General features: G+C 63.1%; 12 protein-coding genes and 1 pseudogene. 4 read left to right on the top strand and 9 right to left on the bottom strand.

What is annotated here, in order from left to right; translation table 11 throughout:
• Positions 1-149, top strand: a pseudogene (locus tag C6V82_RS07315) (electron transfer flavoprotein subunit alpha/FixB family protein); the annotation flags it as partial.
• A gap of 105 nt (positions 150-254) precedes the next feature.
• On the opposite strand, the gene C6V82_RS07310 reads toward C6V82_RS07315, so the two are convergent.
• From C6V82_RS07310 to C6V82_RS07285, 6 genes are all read right to left on the bottom strand, one after another.
• Positions 255-1,376, bottom strand: a complete 1,122-nt coding sequence (locus C6V82_RS07310; RefSeq protein ID WP_102588944.1) for an acyl-CoA dehydrogenase family protein — start codon at positions 1,374-1,376, stop codon at positions 255-257.
• A 31-nt stretch (positions 1,377-1,407) separates the two neighbouring features.
• Positions 1,408-2,604 carry an acyl-CoA dehydrogenase family protein gene (locus C6V82_RS07305; RefSeq protein WP_102588945.1) on the bottom strand — a complete coding sequence of 399 codons (1,197 nt, stop codon included), beginning with the start codon at positions 2,602-2,604 and terminating at the stop codon, positions 1,408-1,410.
• A complete protein-coding gene (locus C6V82_RS07300; protein ID WP_102588946.1) occupies positions 2,601-4,040 on the bottom strand; it encodes an enoyl-CoA hydratase/isomerase family protein in 1,440 nt (479 codons plus the stop codon). Before C6V82_RS07300 ends, C6V82_RS07305 begins: the two co-directional genes overlap by 4 nt.
• A gap of 34 nt (positions 4,041-4,074) precedes the next feature.
• The gene (locus C6V82_RS07295; RefSeq protein ID WP_102588947.1) at positions 4,075-6,087 is read right to left on the bottom strand and encodes a TRAP transporter permease; all 2,013 of its coding nucleotides are present in this window, start codon (positions 6,085-6,087) and stop codon (positions 4,075-4,077) included.
• A 73-nt stretch (positions 6,088-6,160) separates the two neighbouring features.
• The gene (locus C6V82_RS07290) at positions 6,161-7,321 is read right to left on the bottom strand and encodes a TAXI family TRAP transporter solute-binding subunit (protein ID WP_102588948.1); all 1,161 of its coding nucleotides are present in this window, start codon (positions 7,319-7,321) and stop codon (positions 6,161-6,163) included.
• A 363-nt stretch (positions 7,322-7,684) separates the two neighbouring features.
• Positions 7,685-9,400: a SulP family inorganic anion transporter gene (locus tag C6V82_RS07285; RefSeq protein ID WP_102588949.1), complete on the bottom strand. Its 1,716-nt coding sequence runs from the start codon at positions 9,398-9,400 to the stop codon at positions 7,685-7,687.
• A 175-nt stretch (positions 9,401-9,575) separates the two neighbouring features.
• On the opposite strand from C6V82_RS07285, the gene C6V82_RS07280 reads away from it, so the two are divergent.
• The gene (locus tag C6V82_RS07280) at positions 9,576-10,850 is read left to right on the top strand and encodes an O-acetylhomoserine aminocarboxypropyltransferase/cysteine synthase family protein (protein WP_102588950.1); all 1,275 of its coding nucleotides are present in this window, start codon (positions 9,576-9,578) and stop codon (positions 10,848-10,850) included.
• 20 nt (positions 10,851-10,870) lie between these two features.
• Here the strand turns inward: C6V82_RS07280 and C6V82_RS07275 are convergent, their stop codons facing one another.
• Entirely contained in the window at positions 10,871-12,025 is a 1,155-nt protein-coding gene (locus tag C6V82_RS07275) for an NAD(P)/FAD-dependent oxidoreductase (protein ID WP_102588951.1), read from the bottom strand.
• A 77-nt stretch (positions 12,026-12,102) separates the two neighbouring features.
• A complete protein-coding gene (gene rarD / locus C6V82_RS07270; protein WP_102588952.1) occupies positions 12,103-13,029 on the bottom strand; it encodes an EamA family transporter RarD in 927 nt (308 codons plus the stop codon).
• Positions 13,030-13,221: 192 nt separating this feature from the next.
• Between rarD and C6V82_RS07265 the strand changes: the two genes are divergently transcribed.
• Entirely contained in the window at positions 13,222-14,037 is an 816-nt protein-coding gene (locus C6V82_RS07265; protein WP_102588953.1) for an amidohydrolase, read from the top strand.
• On the top strand, positions 14,037-14,738 hold the full coding sequence (locus tag C6V82_RS07260) for a pseudouridine synthase (RefSeq protein WP_102588954.1): 702 nt from the start codon (positions 14,037-14,039) through the stop codon (positions 14,736-14,738). The genes C6V82_RS07265 and C6V82_RS07260 overlap by 1 nt, the downstream gene beginning before the upstream one ends.
• Positions 14,739-14,793: 55 nt before the next feature.
• Here C6V82_RS07260 and C6V82_RS07255 read toward each other — a convergent pair whose 3' ends face one another.
• On the bottom strand, positions 14,794-16,596 hold the full coding sequence (locus tag C6V82_RS07255) for a sensor domain-containing diguanylate cyclase (RefSeq protein ID WP_102588955.1): 1,803 nt from the start codon (positions 16,594-16,596) through the stop codon (positions 14,794-14,796).
• Positions 16,597-16,768 lie beyond the last annotated feature (172 nt).

Raw genomic sequence — 16,768 nt, 5'->3', positions numbered from 1 at the left:
GTGCCATCCAGCACCTGGCGGGCATGAAGGACTCCAAGGTGATCGTCGCCATCAACAAGGACGAGGAGGCACCGATCTTCCAGGTGGCGGATTACGGGTTGGTCGCTGACCTCTTCGAGGCGCTGCCCGAGCTCGAGCAGACGCTGTAGGGAAGATCACTTCCTGGTCGCACTCGTGATGAAAGACGCAAAAAGGCCCACCTCGGTGGGCCTTTTGTCTATCCGGTGATGGCGTCCGAATTGGCGAGATGGGGGTCAGGCCACGTTGAGCAAGTGGTCACTGACATACTCGAGGTGATGATCGACGTCACCCAGGTAGTGATCGAACATCACCAGGCGCTTGGCATAGTGGGATACGTAGCACTCCTCCGTCATGCCCATGCCACCATGCAACTGGATGGCTTGTTCGGCAATGAAGCGGGCAGCCTCGCCGCAGTAGGCCTTGGCCGCGGCGATTCGATAGTCGCGCTCGTTATCGGCAAGTGCCAGGCTGGTCGTTGCGAGAATCGCCATGGAGCGGGCCTGCTCGAGGTGCAGGTGCATGTCGACCATGCGGTGCTGCAGGCTCTGGAACGCCGACAGGGGCGTGCCGAATTGCCGACGTTCCTTGAGGTAGTCAAGGGTCTGCTGGCAGGCGACCTCCATGGCACCGACCGCCTCGGCACACAGCGCCGCGCGGCCCAGCGCCTGTGTGGCATCCAGGGCCTGGGCGGCGTCGAGGCCAAGACAGGCGTCGTTGGTCAACGCAATGGCATCCAGTGTGAGGTCGCTCGCCAACTGGTCATCGATGGTGCGGTAGTCGTGACGCGACAGGCCGGTCGTGTCGGCGGGAACAACGAACAGCCCCAGGCGCCCGTCATCGAGTCGGGCGGTGACAAGCATGGCGAGAGCCGACGCGGCATTGAACACCAGCTGCTTGTGGCCATCCAGGCGCCAGCCATCACCATCCCGGCGCGCCGTGGTCGAGATGCCGTGGGCATCGTAGCGGGCGTCGTTCTCCTGCCAGGCCAGCGCCAGCTGGTGTTCGCCCTCCAGCAGGGGAGTTAACCAGCGCTCACGCTGCTCGGCGTCTCCAAGTCGGGCGAGCAGCTCGCCGGGTAGCACCAGGCCGGCGAGATAGGGCTCCGGGACCAGGCCACGGCCCAGAGCCTGCATGATGATCATCAGGTCGGTGCCGTCTCCGCCGAGGCCGCCGACTTCCTCGGTGAAAGGCATGTGCAGCAGCCCTAGTTCGGCGAAGGTCTGCCACAGTGGCGAACGTGCGCCGGCAGGTGCCTCGAGCATGGTGCGGCGCTGCTCGGGGGAGACCCGGTCGGCCATCAGGCGGTCGAGGGTATCGGCGAGCATGCGCTGCTCGTCGCTCAGGGAAAAGTCCATGTTGGCTCCTTACATGCCAAGGATCGGCTATTTACATGCCAAGAATGGTTTTGGCAACGATGCTTTTCTGGATCTCGTTGGCACCGCCATAGATCGAGAGCTTGCGGCGATTGAAGTACTGGGCGGCGCCCGCGGCGCTTTCCGCCTGAGCCGGATCATCGAGCTCGGCGTCGCCGTGGAGGAAGTCGGGGAAGAAGGGCAATGCGGCCGGGCCCAGGGCGCGGCGGGTCAGCTCACTTAGCTCCTGGCGCAGTTCCGAGCCGCGCACCTTGAGCAGTGAACTCTCCGCACCTGGAACGCTGCCATCACGGGCCGCCGCGATGACCCGCAGGTTGGTGACCTCCAGTGCCATCAGCTCGAGTTCGGCTTTCACCACCCGCTGGCGGAAACTGGCCAGCTCGAGCAGTGGGCGACCACGATGCTGCACCCGAGTGGCCAGTGACTTTAGGTGGCTCAGGGCCTGCTTGGCATGGCCGAGTCCGGCAATGCCGGTGCGTTCGTGGGTCAGCAGAAACTTGGCGCACGTCCAGCCCTGACCCTCTTCTCCGATGCGGTTGGCCACCGGCACGCGGACCTCGTCGAGGAACACCTCGTTGACCTCGTGGGCGCCATCCAGGGTGATGATCGGCCGTACCGTGATGCCCGGGCTCGCCATGTCGATCAGCAGGAAACTGATGCCGGCCTGCTTCTTGGCGTCGGGGTCGGTACGCACCAGGCAGAACATCATGTTGGCGTGCTGGCCAAGGGTGGTCCAGGTCTTCTGGCCGGTGACGATATAGTGGTCACCATCACGCACGGCGCGGGTCTTGAGGCTGGCCAGGTCGGAGCCGGCACCGGGTTCGGAGTACCCCTGGCACCACCAGTCCTGGTTGGCGAGGATGCGTGGCAGGTAGTACCGCTGCTGCGCTTCGCTTCCGAATGTCATGATCACCGGCGCGACCATGTTGACGCCAAATGGCACCACGGTCGGGGCATGGGCGGCGGCGCACGCCTCGTCGAAGATATGGCGTTGTACCGGGCCCCAGCCAGGACCACCGTGGTCTTCGGGCCAGTTGGCGGCGAGCCAGCCGCGCTCACTGAGAATGTTCTGCCAGCGCACATGATCGTCGGCGGAGAGTCGCCGGCCAAGCCGCACACGCTCGCGGATGTCATCGGGGAGGCAGGTGGCGAGAAAGTCGTGAACTTCCTGGCGGAACGCTTGCTCCTCGGCGCTGTAAGTCAGGTTCATGGGGACGTCTCCGAGGTGGCGGATGCGGTGAGCGTGGCCTGGTGGTGGGGACCACCGAGGTGTCGTGGGTAACCGAGGGCCTCGACAGCCAGCAGGTCGATATCACTGCTGCGGTAGCAGTGTCCCTGCTTGGCGAGAGTCAGACTGGCGGCCTGCATGGCGGCGACGTGGTCATCGGGTGCGGTATTGGCCGCATGGTAGAGCGCGGCGAGCAGGCTTTGGTGGCGGCTCACCACCACGTCCTGGCGAAGAGCCTTGAGGGCATCGGCGGCGGCTTGTTGTTGATCGGCGCTGGCGCCAGTGGCGACCAGTTCCAGTAGCGTGCCCTGTGGTGGGATGACCAGCACCAGGTCCGCGTTCAGGTCCTTGAGTCGGTCATTGTGCTCGACCGGCAGCAGGGCAATACGCAGGCAAGTGTCCGGGCAATTGGCGGGCGAGTCGCCGGGGGCGACCAGGCAGGCCTGGGTCGTCTTGGCTGGTTGGTCGGTCAATTCGATACCAGCGCGATCCGCTTGGCCTTTGAATCGTTGGAAGAGCGGATGCTCTCCGATCAGGGCGATGTGGGTCAGCGCCGGGGGCTGACTCGCCTCGGGCACCTTGTGCGGGGCGCGGGCGGCGAAGAAAGCGTGGATCAGACCGGCCCGCTGGGGAGAGTCCATGCAGGCGAGGAACAGCTCGCGTTCGCGGCGTAGCCCCTCGTCGAAGCGGGTGTCGGTACTTGCCTCGATTGCCTCGATGCAGCGGAACGGCGAGAAGAGTTCGGGTACCTCAACCTCGAGACGAGCCCGGTGTCGGGCGATGGCCTCTGGATCGGCTGCGGGCGCGGGCAGCTCGCCTGTCCGGCGGGAGGTGCGTAGGCCCTTTAGAATTGCACGCGCGGCACCGAGGCCGGCCACGAGCGGGACATCGTTCTCGTCAAGGGCATCGATGATGCCAAGCGCCAATGCCTCCTCGGCAGGTACGAAACGACCGCTGGTGATCAGTTCCAGTGCGTTGTCCACTCCGACCAGGCGGGGTAACCGCTGGGTGCCGCCGGCGCCAGGCAGCAGGCCGAGCTTGACCTCTGGCAGGCCGACTCTGGTGCCCGGCAGCGCCACACGGTAGTGGCAGCCAAGTGCCACCTCGAGGCCGCCACCCAGAGCAGTACCGTGTAGCACCGCCACCAGCGGCTTGGCGCTGGCCTCGAGGCGTGCCACGACCTCCGGTAGTATCGGCTGCCGAGGCGGCTTGCCAAATTCACGAATATCCGCCCCGGCGATGAAGGTGCGGCCCTTGGCCATCAGCACCAGGGCGCGGGCGCCGTCATCATTCAGGCCCTCGTCGAGTGAGTCGAGCAGGCCGCTGCGCACGGCATGGCCGAGGGCATTGACAGGGGGATTGTCGATGCAGATCACGCCGATGTCGTCATGGCGCTGGTAATGAACACAGGCTGTCATGCATGGAACTCCTGGTCAGGTGAGGTGGGCCGCTTCACGAGTCTGGCTGTGGTGAGCTGTTTCGGCGATGGCGCTGCCCCCACTTGGCCACCAGCACGGCCGGCACCAAGGTGGCCAGCGAGATGCCAAGCAGTTCGAACTGGCTGAGCGGCACCATGCCGCCCCCGGGCAGGGCCAGGGTGAGCCCAGAGATCAGCACCAGCCCACGGACTGCCGTTTCCATGATCACACCATGGCCCAGCCGCCCAACCCCGATCAGGTAGCCCTGCATGGCCGAGGCGAACAGCACGATGCCAAACAGGGCCTGGACGAACACCAACACGATCTGCAGCGGATTGCCCTGCATGATCAGCGCCGGATTGAGCACGAACAGAAAGGGAATGAAGTAGATCACGCTGCCCAACCGCATGGCCTGAAGGCCGGTCTCCATCGGCCTTGCCCCGGCGACGGTGGCCGCAGCGAAGGCACCCAGCGCCACCGGTGGGGTGATGAAACTGAGCATTCCCCAGTAGAGGATGAACATGTGCACGGCCATGGGGTCGAGGCCGCCCCCCTGGATCAGGGCTGGCGCCAGGGCTACCGCCAGGAAGATGTAGGCAGCGGTCACTGTCATGCCGATGCCTAGCACGAAGCTGGTCAAGGCACCCATGATCAGCAGCAGCGGTACACTTCCCCCCGCCAGATGGATGAAGTCGTTGGCGATGGTGCCGGAGAGCCCGGTCATCGAAAGCGCCCCCACCAGCATGCCGACCCCGGCGAGGATGGCAATCAGTTCGGCGAACAGCTTGGCCGCCCCCGACAGCGCCTCACCGAGGTCTTTCCAGCCCCAGCGGTTGTACCTGGAGAGCTGGTTGAGCACCAGTAGCAGCGCCGTGGCATAGAAGGGCGCCACGGCCTCGCGTTGCATGACCAGCAGCATCCATACCAGCAGGGCGAAGACGAAGATGAAGTACCAGCCTTCCTTGAGGGTGGCCCATAGTGAAGGTAGTTCGACACTGGGAAGCCCCTTGATGTCATGGCGCGCGGCATAGGCGTCGATCTGGATGAACAGGCCCAGGAAATAGAGGATGGATGGGATCACCGCCGCTAGTGCCACGGCGGCATAGGGCACGTCCAGGAACATGGCCATGACGAAGGCCGTGGCACCCATCACCGGTGGCATCAGTACCCCGCCGGTGGAGGCGCAGGCCTCGACGCCGCCGGCGAAAGAACGGCTCATGCCGATACGGCGCATGGCGGGAATCGACAGCACGCCGGTGGTCAGCACGTTGCTGATCACACTGCCGCTCATCGAGCCCATCAGGCCGCTGGAAAAGATCGATACTTTGGCTGGCCCACCTCGCACGTGGCCGAGCAGGGCGAAGGCCAGGTTGATGAAGAACTTGCCGCCGCCGCTTTTTTGCAGCACCACCCCGAACACCAGGAAACCGATCACCAGGCCCGCGAAGGCCTGCAGCGGCACTCCCATGATGCTTTCGGTACTCATGGTGTGGTACATGGCCGTCTCCTCAAGCGATGAGGGGAAGGCCTGGATTGGCCCTGGCATGATGTCCGCGACCAGGGGGTAGAGCGAGAAGGCGGTGACGATCACGGCAATGGGCCAACCACCGGCGCGTCGCGCTGCCTCGATGATCAGCAGCCAGTAGGCGTAGCTGGCCCAGATGGCTGTGTCCGGGGCGGCGAACGCCCAACCGCGCTCGAGAATGGAATCGGCGTGGAAGACGAAATAGCCGCCAACGACCAAGGTCGCGGCACTGAGCAGGTAGTCGTACCAGGGTATTTCGCCGTGTTGCGCGGCGGCACGCAGTGGCCAGAGCAGGTAGACCAGGGGCAGCAGCAGCGCCACCACTGCGTAGTAAAACCGAGTCTCCAGGCCCGTCACGATAGTGAGCATGCCGAGATTGAACAGGTAGTCCAGGGTCAGCAGCATCAGGACGATCGTGACGGTACCTGGAATCCAGTTCAGCGAGGTTGGCAGCCGGCGAATCTGGCTGATCTTCTCCTTGACCTTCTGCGGCGAGCCGCCTTGTGTATTCGCTGTGGTCATGTCGGGATCCAGGGTATTGAAGCGGTACTCTCGGGAGGGCGAGCCGGGGCGGCCTGGGCCGCCCCGGTGAGGGTCATTCGAAGACAGGATCCAGATCGGCGTCACGCAGGGCATCGGCTCGTGCTGTCATCCAGGCCTCACGGAATTCATCCTCGTCGTCTGGCGCACCGTCAATGAAGGCGTTCCAGGTGTCGAGCAGCAAGGCTTGCCGCTCGATCAGGGATTCCTGGTGCGTCTGCATCTCATCGGTCCAGACACCGATCTCCTCGTAGTACTCCACCACGGCGTCGTGGAAGGGGATGACCCACTGCAGGTCCTGATACTCGAGCGCATAACCCACCGCCCCCGGAGCCGAATCCTTGTAGTCGTCGTAGTTGTCCTGCAGGGCCTTGATCAGACCGTAGGCAACCTTGTCATCGAGGTCCTGGTTGGCTACCACGATCGGGTACGGGTAACTGGCACTGGGTACGGGGTTATCGGCGCTGATACCGCCAGCCCCGGAGGTGACTTCATGGGGGCGGAAATAGGGGGCAATCGCCTGCATGCGCTCCCAACCCTCGGTATCGTTGGGGTCGAGCTTCGGCCAGCTGATCCCTCGCGGGCTGCTGGCGAGTTGCTGGGCGGGAGGGGTGACGGTGGTGGTGAATGACGCGTCGACGTTACCGGCGATGATGCCGTCGAAGGAGCGACCGTAGCCGGGGTAATCGACCCGTTCGACATCGTCCCAGGTCAGGCCACCAAAGGCCAGGTAGGCCTCGGTGCCCTTGTTCAGGGCGTCATCACCTCGGATGTAGGCCACGCGCTTGCCCTCGAGGTCCGCTGGCGTTTCGACCTCCAGGTCGCCGGCGACGGCGAGCGAGAGTCCGAAGGAGGCCGTCGAGGTGGTGATGACCCTCAGCGGTTGGGGGCCCCAGTCGGGATGGGCAAACATCAACACGCCCTCGGCGCCGTAGTAGCTGGCGATGCCGCAGGCGCAGAGGTCGACTCGCCCCTGCTTGAGCGGGGTCATGCGCGAGACATCATTGTCGCCGGGCAGAATGCGCACGGAGGTGTCGTAGTGGTTCTGGAGCATACCGCCGATGGCAACGGCCTGAGCATAACCACTCGAATTGGTGCCGTAGGCGGTCCACGCCATGGTGCGCGGAAGTTCCACTTCGTTGCTGGCCTGTGCGGCGGCGGTGAGCAATGAGAGCGGGAGTGTGGCAATGGCGAGGTGTCGGGCGAGCTGACGCATGGATGGCTCCTGAGTGACGATGCTAGTTGTTTTGCTATGCGGTACAATGTTCCGCATATATATCGATACTAGGGAAGCCAGCACGAGGGGTCAACGCATGATCGCCAGCGTGATATGGCTGGTTCGTCCGATGGGCGGAATGGTTGTCGCAATCTCATGAATTCCATGTCGATTTCATCATCTGGACGCCTGCCTGAAGACGCCATCGCGACGTGATGTGCGACTAATGTCTAGTTTCGCCACGGGTGTCAGGACGTGGTTAGAGTCATCGGTCAAGTGCGCTGCTCCGAGTGGGGAGCCACACGCAAGGGCGTTGCAGCGAGGAGGCGCTGCAAGCGAGGGTGGAGCTATCTCAGCTGACGGCTAGTCGGAACGCGGCTCCTTGAGGGCTTGCCAGGCGGCATAGTTGCTGAGGAATACACGGCCGGTCAGATCATCGAGGAACTCGCTTTTCTTCAACTGATCCATCACCGGGCCCTTCACTTCGGAGAGATGCAGGGTGACCTCGGCATCCTTGAGGCGCGTATTGATGGCATCGAGGCTTTCCAGCGCCGATGCATCGATGAGGTTGACCGCCGAGCAGATCAGCACTACATCCGACAGCTCCGGACGCCTGGCCACCAGTTCGTGTACGGTGTCCTCCAGGTAGCGGGCATTGGCGAAGTAGAGACTCTCGTCGATGCGCAGAAGCGCCACATGGCTGGCCGTCTCGGTGTCGTGGCGTTCGATGTTACGGAAGTGCTCGGTACCGGGAATCAGCCCCACCAGCGCACTGTGAGGGCGGCTGGTGCGGTACAGGAAAAGCCCGATGGAGAGCAGCATGCCGGAGATGATGCCCGCCTCCACGCCTTCCACCAGGGTCAGCAGGATGGTGATCGCCATGGCCGAGAAATCGCTGCGCGAGTAACGCCAGGTACGCCGGATCATGCCGATGTCGATGATGGTCAGGATCGCCACGGTGATGGTCGCGGCGAGCGTGGCGATCGGCAGGTGGTAAAGGGCCGAGGTCATGGCAAGGGTCACAAGGCCGATACCGAGGGCGGCGAACAGCCCGGCCATCGGTGTCTGTGCACCGGCGTCGTAGTTGATCACCGTGCGTGACAGGCCGCCGGTGACCGGCATGCCTGCAGAGAAAGCAGCGGCAAGATTGGCCCCGCCAAGCCCGACCAGTTCCTGGTTAGGGGAAATCCGCTGGCGCCGCTTGGCGGCCAGCATCTGCGCCATCGAGATCGATTCGACGAAGCCGACTACGCTGATCAGCAGGGCCGGGATCAGCAGTGCCTTCCATAACGACATATCGAATCCGGGTAGCGTCAGCGGGGGAAGACCTGCGGGTATCGAGCCAATCACCGCCACGCCGGATTCGGCAAGTTCGAAATGCCAGGAGGCGAGCGTCGTGGCCACCACCGCAAGCACCGGGCCGGCACGCGCCGCGAGGTCAGCGCTGCGTGCCGAAAGGCCCAGGCGCCTGAGCATGGGTTTTCCCCAGCGCCTGACGACGACTAGGAAGGCAAGGGTGCTGGCGCCGATAGCGAGTGTTGGCCAGTGGACGCCGCCGAGGCCGGTGGCCAGGCTCACCACTAGCTCCGTCACGGTATACCCGCTAGCCTCTATGCCCAGCAGGTGCCCGGCCTGGCTTGCGGCGATCAGAAGGCCCGACGCGGACAGGAAGCCGGCGATGACCGGGTGGCTCAGGAAGTTGGCGAAAAAGCCCATGCGCAAAAGGCCCATCACCACCAGCATGGCGCCGGACAACAGCGACAAGACCAGGGCCGCTTGCAGGTATTCGGGTGTCCCCGGTGTCGCGACGCCGGCAAGCGCGGCGCCGGTCATCAACGCGATGATCGCCACCGGCCCGACCGCCAGCGTACGGCTGGTACCGAACAGGGTATAGATCAGCAACGGCAGAATGCTGGCGTAGAGACCCACCACCGCCGGCAGGCCGGCAAGGATCGCATAGGCCAGGGATTGTGGAATCACCATCACGGTCACGATCACCCCCGCCAGCAGGTCGGCGGCGCACAGGCGGCGAGTGTAGTGGGGCAGCCAGGTGAGAATCGGCAGGTAGCGCTTGAGCATCCGTTTTCATCGCGTCGGGAAGAGAACATGTCCGCGTATCAGACTAAACGATATTGGTCGCGGGGTTGAGGTCCGGGTGTCACCTGGTGAACTATTCATTAGAACGATAGACCCGTTACAGAAGCGGAATATCTGCCAGATCCAGCCATTTTCACCAGGGACGCAAGGACACGCCATGAAACCCGAAACCATCGCACTGCATCACGGATACAGCCCCGACAACCAGCACGCCGTGGCCGTACCCATTCACCAGACCACCTCGTTTGCCTTCGACAACGCGCAGCACGCTGCCGATTTGTTCGATCTCAAGGTCGAGGGCAACATCTACTCGCGCATCATGAACCCGACCTGTGCGGTGCTCGAGCAGCGCGTCGCCGCCCTCGAAGGCGGTATCGCCGGGCTTGCCGTTGCCTCGGGCATGGCGGCGATCACCTATACCATTCAGACCATCGCCGAGGCGGGTGACAATATCGTCTCGATCAGCGAACTCTATGGCGGCACCTACAACCTGTTCGCGCACACCCTGCCGCGCCAGGGCATCGAGGTGAGATTCGCCGACAAGGATGACCTGTCCGGTATCGAGGCGTTGATCGATGCGCGCACCAAGGCGGTGTTCTGCGAAAGCGTCGGTAACCCGTCGGGCAGCGTGGTCGACATGCAACGGCTCGCCGAGGTGGCGCATCGCCATGGCGTGCCGGTGATCGTCGACAACACCGTGCCGACCCCTTTCTTGTGGCGGCCCATCGAGCATGGTGCCGATATCGTGGTGCACTCGGCGACCAAGTACATGGGCGGCCATGGGACGACCGTAGGGGGCGTGATCGTCGATTCGGGCAAGTTCCCCTGGGCCGAGCATGCCGAGCGCTTCCCGCTGCTCAATGAGCCCGATGTGTCCTACCACGGGGTTTGCTACACCCGTGATCTTGGCGAGGCGGCATTCATCGGGCGTGCCCGGGTGGTGCCGCTTCGCAACATGGGCGCGGCGCTCTCTGCCCAGGCGGCCTGGAACCTTCTGCAGGGGCTCGAGACACTGGCGCTGCGCATCGAACGCGTCTGCGACAACGCCCAGCGCGTGGCCGAATACCTCGACGCCCACCCTTCGGTTACCTGGGTCAAGTACGCCGGACTTGAAAGCCACAAGGATCACGCACTGGCCAAGCGCTACATGGGCGGGCACGCCTCGGGCATTCTCAGTTTCGGCATCCAGGGCGGCCTCGAGGCGGGGGCTCGTTTCTATGATGCCCTGGAGATGATCCTACGACTGGTCAACATCGGCGATGCCAAGACATGCTCGTCGATTCCTGCCGCCACCACGCACCGCCAGCTCAATGAACAGGAACTCGAGGCGGCTGGGGTCACGCCGGACATGGTACGCCTGTCGATCGGCATCGAGCATATCGATGATATTCTTGCTGACCTCGACCAGGCGCTTGCGGCTAGCCAGCGCTGAGCATCGCCATTTCGATAGCGTCAACGGTATTGGGCAAGGAAGCGCTGGTCGAGCCAGCGCTTCCACCACAAGGCACCACGTCCGGCCCACCACTGCTTGCCACGAATCGCCAGGCCAATCCCTTCGCCCAGATCGAGAATCGCCAATGCCCTGGGCTGCGGTTCAAAGGGGCGTAGCGCTCGCCCTTGGCTCCTGGCCAGAAGATTCTCCAGCAGTATCGGCGCCTGGCGCACCCCATACACCCCGAGGCGAGGCAGATGGTGGTTGACCATCGCCGCGCAATCGCCAGCGGCGAAGATGTCAGGGTCCGCGGGACTCTGCAGCATGTCGTTCACGGCGATGCCGCGGTCGGGAAATATCGGCAAGCCCAGGCGCTCGATCACACTGGGCGGGGCAAGCCCGCTGGCATGGATGACATGCTCGGCCTCGACAAGCGAGAGGCTGTCCTCGCCCTGGACAGACTCATCGCAACTTAGCATCGCGCCATTTGCCAGTAGGCCGGTCACATTGGCGTTGGTGATCACCTTGATTCCGCGTCTCGCCATCAGACGTTCGACCCAGCGACTGGCCGGTAGCGGGGCATCGGGAACCAGCCCGCTTGCGCGTGTCACAAGAGTGATCCGGCAATACCCCGCATGCCGCCGGCACAATGCGTAGAGGTTATTGGCGACCTCGATACCACTGGGCCCGCCCCCCACCACGACCAGACGCGGGCGGTCTCCCTGGCGTAGTTCGTCAGTCAGGCGGTGGCGAAGCGCCACCATGCAGGTCAGCGGTTTGACCGTCCAGACGCTTGGGCCGGGAACGCGTGCGGAAGGGACCTGGGTAGTCGATCCCAGGTTGAGCGACAGTTGCGTGAAACCGACCCGGCGACCATCGTCCAGAATAGCGCATCGCGCGGCGAGGTCGATCCCCGCGAGGCGACCGCGAATGGGGACGACGCCATGCCGACGGGCTAGCCGTACGGGGTCAATGCGCCCCCTGTCGGGTGATAGACGCCCGCTCAGGACACTTCCGGCAAGCGCCGAATACCAGAAACCACCTGGGTCGACGAGCAATACTTGCGTATCGCCGAATCGCTGGCGTTGGCTGACCAGGTGCAGGTGAGCATGTCCCGCGCCTATCAGCAGCAGGCGTCTTGCGGATGAAGACGAGGAAGGAGGGGTGATCGACATGGCATAATGTTAAAGGAATGCGGCGTTGGCGGCGATAGCTGGGGCATGTGCCTGCCACGCGCCTCGCCACCCGGCATTCAGGTGTCGCTGGTGACGGCTTCTCGCTTGCGTGAATGCGTCTGCCAGGCCGACCATGAGTAAAGTACCAGGCCCGTCCAGATCAACAGGAACGTGACGAGTTGCGCGCCGGACAGCGGTTCGTCGAACACCAGCAGGGCAATGAAGAACTGGATGCTGGGGTTCAAGTACATCAGAAAGCCCAGCGTGGCCAGACGCAATCGCCTGGCGGCACCGGCGAAGGCCAAAAGCGGCAGGGCCGTGATCACGCCGCTGGTCACCAGCAGCACACTGTTGCGTGGTAGCTCGAGAAAGTGCGATTGCCCCGCCTGGCCGACCCAGGCCAGGGAGGCCAGGGCCAGGGGCATCAGCAGCAGGGTTTCGACGAACAGCCCAGACAGCCCGTCCAGCGGCACCTGCTTGCGCAAAAGCCCATAGGTACCGAACGAGAAGGCGAGAGCCAGGCTGATCCATGGCAGCTCGCCCAGCATGACCAACTGTATCGCGATGGCAAGTACCGCCAGTGCCACTGCCGCGCCCTGCATCCGATGCATGGTTTCGCGCAACACCAGCATGCCCAGTGCCACGTTGACCAGCGGGGTCATGAAATAGCCAAGGCTTGCCTGCAGCACATGACGGGTTTCCACCGCGTAGATATAGATTCCCCAGTTGATGGCGATCAACACGGCGCAACCCAATACGCGCCCGAGTCGACGGGGGGCGCCCAGGGCTTCACGGACAGGCGTCCAGCGGCGCAGCAACGTCACCAGGCCCACCAGGAACAGGCACGACCACAAGATCCGGTGCATTAGGATCTCGAAGGCCGGGACCCCTTGGAACAACGCGAAGAACAAGGGAAAGCAGCCCCAGGCGATATAGGCGCCAAGGCCGAAGGCAATGCCCTTGCCGGTTTCCTTGTCACCGGGGGAGGTGGGGGAAGAGTTCATGCGCAGCTCTTGATGAAAACGACAATTTAGCAGGCTATACGTATTGCCGCACCCTCTACCGGCTGACGGCGTCGCGGCAAAGGGTTAGGCTGAACGCCTGGAGGCGTAGCCTGCATGGCAATCCATGCGCCCGAATCATGCGCCCGAATCATGCGCCCGAATCATGCGCCCAAGCAGGACGGAGTAAATGAAATGAGTGAGCTGAGAATCACCCTGGTGCAGTGCGATCTTCGCTGGGAAGACCCCGACGCCAATTGTCGGATGCTCGAGGATACCCTTGGCGAGCTTGATGGATCGACCACTGACCTGATCGTGCTGCCGGAAATGTTTTCGACCGGATTCACCATGAATTCGCGAGAGATGGCTGAGCCCATGGCAACCAGCGCCACGGTTGCCTGGCTGCGCGACCAGGCGTATCAACGTGGCTGCGTGGTGACCGGTAGCGTGGCCATCATGGAAGACGGCGAGTATTTCAACCGACTGATCTGGGCGCGCCCGGACGGTAGCCTTGCCTATTACGACAAGCGTCACCTGTTCCGCATGGCCGGCGAGCATGAGCGCTACGCCATGGGACATGAGCGGGTGATTGTCGAGCTCAAGGGGTTTCGCTTGTTGCTGAGCGTCTGCTACGACCTGCGTTTTCCGGTCTGGCTGCGACAACAACCGGCCCAGGGAGAGCACTTCGAATACGATGCCTTGCTGTGCGTGGCCAACTGGCCCGCGCCGCGGCGCCACCCTTGGCGGACCCTGCTCCAGGCGCGTGCCATCGAGAACCTGTGCCCGGTGATCGGCGTCAATCGTGTCGGTGAAGATGCCAACGGCATGGCCTATGCCGGCGACTCGATGCTGGTCGATTTCAAGGGTGAGCCGCTCATCGACGAGCCGCGTGATACGCCCTTCGTCGCCACGGGCAAGCTGTCGCTTGACGAGCTTCAGGCCTTCCGTGAGAAGTTTCCTGCCTGGCGTGACAGTGACCACTTCAGCCTTTCCGACGGGGTGGGGCCCTGATGCGGCTGGATCGATTTCTCGGAGAAACCACCGAACTGACACGCAGCCTGGCCAAGAAGGCGATGCATCGAGGCGAGGTACGCGTGGATGGCGAGGTGGTCAAGAACCCGGCGACCCAGGTCGATGATCGTCACCGGGTGACCTGGAACGATGTGCCGCTGGCACTGGTCGGGTTTCGCTATGTCATGCTCAACAAGCCCGCCGGCGTCGAGTGCACGGCGCGGCGCAGCCTTTACCCGCGAGCCATGGATCTGATCGACCTGCCGCATGTGGAACGCTTGCAGACAGTCGGGCGACTGGATGTCGACACCACGGGCATGGTGCTGTTGAGCGACGACGGCCAGTGGTCGCATCGCGTCACCTCACCCAAGCATCGCTGCGCCAAGGTCTATCGCGTCACGCTCGCCGAAGCCCTTCAGGGTGAGTCGCTGGATCGTGCCATTTCGGCCTTCGCCGAAGGTGTCCTGCTGGATGGTGAAGAGACACCGACCCGGCCTGCAGAGCTTGCCATGCGGTCTCCTCGCGTTGCCGAACTGGTGCTATGGGAAGGCAAGTATCACCAGGTGAAACGGATGTTTGCGGCGATCGGCAACCATGTCACCGGGCTTCACCGTGAAGCCATTGGGCCACTGCGGTTGGGTGCCCTGGCCGAGGGGGAGTGGCGTGAATTGAGCGCGGATGAAGTGGCCGCCTTCGATTGAGGCTGACGTCTTCTGGTGAGCGAGATCATTCGCGCCGCTGGCGCCGCACTGGTGGTCATTCGACGGGGTAGGTCTCGCTGCGGTCGCGGCCTTGATGCTTGGCGTGGTAAAGCGCCTTGTCAGCCAAGCCGATCAGTGCCAGTGGGTCCTCGGCGTGCTCGGGGTAGGCTGCGATCCCGCAGGACAGGGTGATGGAATCAAGCAACTCGCCGCGATGCCTGAAGCGCAGTCCGCGAACCTCGTCGATCAATGCAGCGGTGCGCTGTTCGGCCTGCTCTGGTGTCGCCCCAGGTAGAATTGCCACGAACTCCTCGCCTCCCATCCGGCATACCACATCGGAGTCACGGAAGTGGCGTCGCAGAAGCTCGCCGATCCCGGCAAGTACTGAATCACCCGCTTCGTGGCCGAAGCGGTCGTTGAAACGCTTGAAGTGGTCGATATCGATCATGGCAAGCGCCAGGGGCGTGCCCTGGCGTCGGGCCACCGCCGCTTCGTGTTGCAGCATTTCATCGAAATGCCGGCGGTTCTTGAGCCCGGTGAGTGTGTCCTCGTAGGAAAAGAATTCCAGCTTTTCCACCAGTTGGCGAAGATCGGAAGTGCGCTCGGTAACCTGGCGCTCAAGTGACTGGTTGAGCTGGTGAAGTTCACGCTGTGTCTGGTGGTAATGCCACAAGGAGATAGTGACGATGGCCAGTGAAAATCCCAGGGCACCAAAACTGACCGGCACCCGCTGCCAGGGCAGCACGCCATGTGCCACGGCCATATCGATCAATAGCAAGGTGGCGAAAACCGCGTAGCTTACGATGATCAGCCGCTGTTCGATGGACAACAGGGCGACGAAGCGGACCGCCACCACCAGCATCACCGGCAGAGTCACCAGCAACAGGGCATCGAAGATCGGGAAGGTGATGGCGAGATCGATCCAGCCAAGCCAGGTGGCGCCGATGGCCCCGACAAGGTAGGCCAGGTGCAATTGCCAAAGGCTCCTGAGCAGGCGGCCGTGGTGGGTCAACCAGTGCTCCAGCAGCAACCCCATGGCGATTGGGAGGGTAAAGTAACCGCTGGCCGCCAGGGTATCCCATAGCAGCGGCCGGTTGGCGAGCAACTGGCTTGCCTGTGTCTCGGCGATCAGCATGGTGCCGGCGGCAAGCGAAAAAAGTGCAATGGCAGCGAAGCTGCGTCGCTGTGTACCGACCAGGGCAAAGATGCCCGCCAACACCGCCAGCAGGATCGAGAAAAGCCCAGTGGCTAGCGCCTTGGCCGAGCTATCCAGCACATGCTCGAGCAAGGCGAGCCTGTCCATCAACTTGACCTCACCCCACAAGCCAATATCGATGTAGTTGGAGTAGACGCGAAAGTAGAGCGTCTGCCCGGCAAAATCCTCGGGCAACTGGATCAGGTGCCATGGCCAGCCGGCGAAGCGGCCTTCGCCGCGTTCATCGAAATCCCCGTACTGGTAGATCAGCCGCGGACCCAGGTAGACCTGGGCGATGAGATCGATGCTGTAGATATAGAGCACCGGGTCGCGCCACTCGCCCTCGGGAAGGGTGATTCGAAACCAGGCGTGGCGGCGCCCGTCGCGTCTGGGTGGATTGGAAGGAAAGCCTATTGCTTGCCAGTTGGCGGGGTCGGTATCCAGCGTCCAGGCAGGTATGCCCGATTCGTTGAATGGGGAATCCCCCCAGCGATACTCCCAGCCGGAAGCCAGGTCAAGAGAGGACGTTTCTGCCTGATCCGACCAATTGCCTGTGCCCACAGCACTACCATCGGCTGCCTGCAAAGGCGCCATCGGCAAGGATGTCACGAGCAGCAGCGCCAGCGACAAGAACTGGATCAACCGCCTGGCGAGTATGGTCATGGCATCCCATCGGCCCTCTTTCCCTTGGTCATGATAATTGAGGGATGTGTCATGCCTGTCAACGCACCACCGGGAATTCTGCTGTGCCAGGCGGGCAAGACGTTGGCGTTATAGCGTTGTGAAGATGTTGACCGCATAGAGATTTATACCGTTATCTTGTTGTGAAGCTTCG

The sequence above is a fragment of the Halomonas urumqiensis genome (assembly GCF_003028575.1).
Taxonomy (GTDB): Bacteria; Pseudomonadota; Gammaproteobacteria; order Pseudomonadales; family Halomonadaceae; genus Halomonas; species Halomonas urumqiensis.
This window is presented reverse-complemented; position numbering and strand designations above follow the sequence as displayed.

What these genes read in the sequence shown, in the direction of transcription:
- C6V82_RS07310 (WP_102588944.1), bottom strand. Translation starts at nt 1,376, where the DNA reads ATGGACTTTTCCCTGAGCGACGAGCAGCGCATGCTCGCCGATACCCTC.
- rarD (WP_102588952.1), bottom strand. Translation starts at nt 13,029, where the DNA reads ATGAACTCTTCCCCCACCTCCCCCGGTGACAAGGAAACCGGCAAGGGC.
- C6V82_RS07260 (WP_102588954.1), top strand. Translation starts at nt 14,037, where the DNA reads ATGCGGCTGGATCGATTTCTCGGAGAAACCACCGAACTGACACGCAGC.
- C6V82_RS07290 (WP_102588948.1), bottom strand. Translation starts at nt 7,321, where the DNA reads ATGCGTCAGCTCGCCCGACACCTCGCCATTGCCACACTCCCGCTCTCA.
- C6V82_RS07265 (WP_102588953.1), top strand. Translation starts at nt 13,222, where the DNA reads ATGAGTGAGCTGAGAATCACCCTGGTGCAGTGCGATCTTCGCTGGGAA.
- C6V82_RS07295 (WP_102588947.1), bottom strand. Translation starts at nt 6,087, where the DNA reads ATGACCACAGCGAATACACAAGGCGGCTCGCCGCAGAAGGTCAAGGAG.
- C6V82_RS07255 (WP_102588955.1), bottom strand. Translation starts at nt 16,596, where the DNA reads ATGACCATACTCGCCAGGCGGTTGATCCAGTTCTTGTCGCTGGCGCTG.
- C6V82_RS07280 (WP_102588950.1), top strand. Translation starts at nt 9,576, where the DNA reads ATGAAACCCGAAACCATCGCACTGCATCACGGATACAGCCCCGACAAC.
- C6V82_RS07305 (WP_102588945.1), bottom strand. Translation starts at nt 2,604, where the DNA reads ATGAACCTGACTTACAGCGCCGAGGAGCAAGCGTTCCGCCAGGAAGTT.
- C6V82_RS07285 (WP_102588949.1), bottom strand. Translation starts at nt 9,400, where the DNA reads ATGCTCAAGCGCTACCTGCCGATTCTCACCTGGCTGCCCCACTACACT.
- C6V82_RS07300 (WP_102588946.1), bottom strand. Translation starts at nt 4,040, where the DNA reads ATGACAGCCTGTGTTCATTACCAGCGCCATGACGACATCGGCGTGATC.
- C6V82_RS07275 (WP_102588951.1), bottom strand. Translation starts at nt 12,025, where the DNA reads ATGTCGATCACCCCTCCTTCCTCGTCTTCATCCGCAAGACGCCTGCTG.